We start from the raw sequence: 2,549 nt of genomic DNA, 5'->3' as shown, positions 1-2,549 counted from the left end.
GGGCGGTGGGTTTATGTTCTGGTGTTCGGCAACTCGAGCTGCCGACCACCTGACGTTCTACCGACCACCCGGATCCCGGGCGTCAGCCCGGGCGTGCCACAGCCCGGGCGTGCCACAGCCCGGGCGTGCCACAGCTCGCCCGACCTCAGCCGCCCGAGCCTCAGCCACCCGAGCCGCAGCCACCCAGGGCCTCAGCCCTGGGCGAGCAGCTCCAGCGTGTCGATCACGCGGTTGGAGAAGCCCCACTCGTTGTCGTACCAGGCGACGACCTTGACGTGCTTGCCGTCGACCCGGACAAGGGCGGAGTCGAAGATCGCCGAGGCGGCCTCACCGGTGATGTCGCTGGAGACCAGCGGCTCGTCGGAGTAGTCGAGGATGCCTTTCAGCGCCCCGTCGGCCGCGGTGCGGTACGCCGCCAGGACCTCCTCGCGGGTGACCTCGCGCTCGACCGTGGTGTTCAGCTCCACGACGGAGCCCACCGGCACCGGTACGCGGATCGAGTCGCCCGACAGCTTGCCGTTCAGGTTGGGCAGCACCAGGCCGATCGCCTTGGCGGCGCCCGTCGTGGTCGGCACGATGTTGACGCCGGCGGCGCGGGCCCGGCGCGGGTCGCGGTGCGGCCCGTCCTGAAGGTTCTGCTCCTGCGTGTAGGCGTGCACGGTGGTCATGAACCCGTGCTCGATGCCGGCCAGGTCGTCCAGCACGGAGGCCAGCGGCGCCAGGGCGTTCGTCGTGCACGACGCGTTGGAGACGATCACGTGCTCCGCGGGGTCGTACGCGTCGGTGTTCACGCCGTAGGCGAGCGTCACGTCGGCCCCTGCCGCGGGGGCGCTGACCAGCACCTTCCGGGCGCCGGCGTCGAGGTGCGCGCGGGCGGCGTCGGCGGAGGTGAAGCGGCCGGTGGACTCCAGCACGAGGTCCACGCCGAGCTCCGCCCACGGCAGCTTGCCGGGCTCGCGCTCGGCGAGCACCTTGATGCGGTGGCCGTCGACGACGAGCTCGTCGCCGTCGACCTCGACCGGACGGCCCAGGCGGCCGAGCGCGCTGTCGAACTTGAGCAGCTGGGCGAGGGCGTCCGGGGCGGTGAGGTCGTTGATCGCGACCACCTCGAGCTTGCTGTCGCGCTCGAGCAGCGCGCGCAGGGTGTTGCGTCCGATCCGGCCGAAGCCGTTGATGGCGATGCGGGTCATCGGTTTCCTTTCGTCAGCGACCATGCTGCGCGCCTCGGCGTCGGGCCGAAAGCGGCTGGAAGGCCACTGTCCGCAAGGATCTCGCCAGAGGTTTAGCCACCGGTCGCAAGGATCTCGCCAGCCCTCTGCGACAGCCTGCAGTGGATCACCCCGACGGGTGGTGCCCCCTCCCGAGGGACGACGCCGCGACCTCCGCGATCCAGCGCCGCTGCGCCCGCGTCTCCACCGCGCGCCGGTGGTAGTTCGCGCGCACCCACGCCACGGCGTCGTCGGGTGACACGCCGCTCATGATCGCGAGCACCGAGAGCGCCGTGCCCGTGCGGCCCACCCCGCCGCCGCAGGCGATCTCGACCCGCTCCACCTCCGCCCGTGTGTGTGCCTCCCGCAGCGCGGCCAGGGCCTGCTCGGTCGAGTCGGGCAGCCGGAAGTCGCGCCAGCGCACCCACCGGTACTCCCGGCCGGGCACGGCCGGGTCCCGGCCCCGCAGGTAGACCGCGAAGTCGGGCAGCGGTACCTCGCCGCGCGGACGGCGCAGCCCCGTTCCCCGCACACGCCGCCCGTCGGGAAGCTCGACGACACCGCCGTCGGCCAGGTTCCAGTGATCCATCGCTCCAGCCTAGGGAGGCGGGCGGCGATGAGTAATGGGGCATTCCGCAGTCGGACGGTGAGGAGAACCGGAAAAAGGAGCCTGAGATGAGCAAGGTGATCACACACATGACGATGTCCCTGGACGGGTTCATCGCCGACCCGAACGACGGCATCGACGACATCTTCGACTGGTACGCGGTCGGGCCGGTCAGCGTGCCCAGCGCCAACGAGGGCGTGTCGCTCTCGGTCGACGAGGCCAGCGCCGAGATGCTGCGCGACCTCACCGAGGGCACCGGCGCGCTCGTGTCCGGCCGGCGCCTGTTCGACATCACCGACGGCTGGGGCGACAGCCATCCCGTGGGCGCCCCGGTCGTCGTCGTCACCCACCACGCCCCGGAGAACGCTGACCGCTGGCCGCGGACCACGTTCGTGGGCGACGTCGGCGAGGCCGTCGCCAAGGCCCGCGAGATCGCCGGGGACAAGGACGTCACCATCGCGAGCGCGAACGTGGCCCAGCAGGCGCTCGCGCTCGGCCTGGTCGACGACGTCTGCGTCAGCCTGGCCCCGGTGCTGCTCGGCGCGGGCATCCCGTACTTCGCCGATCTGGGCCGGCACCTGCTCCTGGAGGACCCGGAGGTGGTCCAGGGCAAGCGCGCCCTGCACCTGCGCTACGCCGTGCGGCGCTGAGCGGCGTCGGACCCGGACTGGCGACTTCGGTCGGTTGTCGTGAGACCGGTCGTTCGACCGACCGGTCTCAAGACAACCGACCGA

3 protein-coding genes are annotated in these 2,549 nt (G+C 71.8%); 1 reads left to right on the top strand and 2 read right to left on the bottom strand.

The features are described 5' to 3' along the window. Positions 1-191: 191 nt before the first annotated feature. Positions 192-1,190 carry a type I glyceraldehyde-3-phosphate dehydrogenase gene (gene gap / locus ACFU5G_RS29765; protein ID WP_377229497.1) on the bottom strand — a complete coding sequence of 333 codons (999 nt, stop codon included), beginning with the start codon at positions 1,188-1,190 and terminating at the stop codon, positions 192-194. A gap of 145 nt (positions 1,191-1,335) precedes the next feature. Then, positions 1,336-1,797 carry a protein-tyrosine phosphatase family protein gene (locus tag ACFU5G_RS29760; RefSeq protein ID WP_377252735.1) on the bottom strand — a complete coding sequence of 154 codons (462 nt, stop codon included), beginning with the start codon at positions 1,795-1,797 and terminating at the stop codon, positions 1,336-1,338. 86 nt (positions 1,798-1,883) lie between these two features. On the opposite strand from ACFU5G_RS29760, the gene ACFU5G_RS29755 reads away from it, so the two are divergent. Beyond that, the gene (locus ACFU5G_RS29755) at positions 1,884-2,465 is read left to right on the top strand and encodes a dihydrofolate reductase family protein (RefSeq protein WP_377252733.1); all 582 of its coding nucleotides are present in this window, start codon (positions 1,884-1,886) and stop codon (positions 2,463-2,465) included. Positions 2,466-2,549: the final 84 nt, after the last annotated feature.

Source organism: Promicromonospora sp. NPDC057488, from assembly GCF_042802395.1.
Taxonomy (GTDB): Bacteria; Actinomycetota; Actinomycetes; order Actinomycetales; family Cellulomonadaceae; genus Promicromonospora.
The sequence above is the reverse complement of the archived record's forward strand: the minus strand, read 5'-3'. Positions and strand labels throughout refer to the sequence as shown.

Bases quoted from the DNA above. Each gene is read 5' to 3' on its own strand.
- gap (WP_377229497.1), bottom strand. From the start codon at position 1,190: ATGACCCGCATCGCCATCAACGGCTTCGGCCGGATCGGACGCAACACC.
- ACFU5G_RS29760 (WP_377252735.1), bottom strand. From the start codon at position 1,797: ATGGATCACTGGAACCTGGCCGACGGCGGTGTCGTCGAGCTTCCCGAC.
- ACFU5G_RS29755 (WP_377252733.1), top strand. From the start codon at position 1,884: ATGAGCAAGGTGATCACACACATGACGATGTCCCTGGACGGGTTCATC.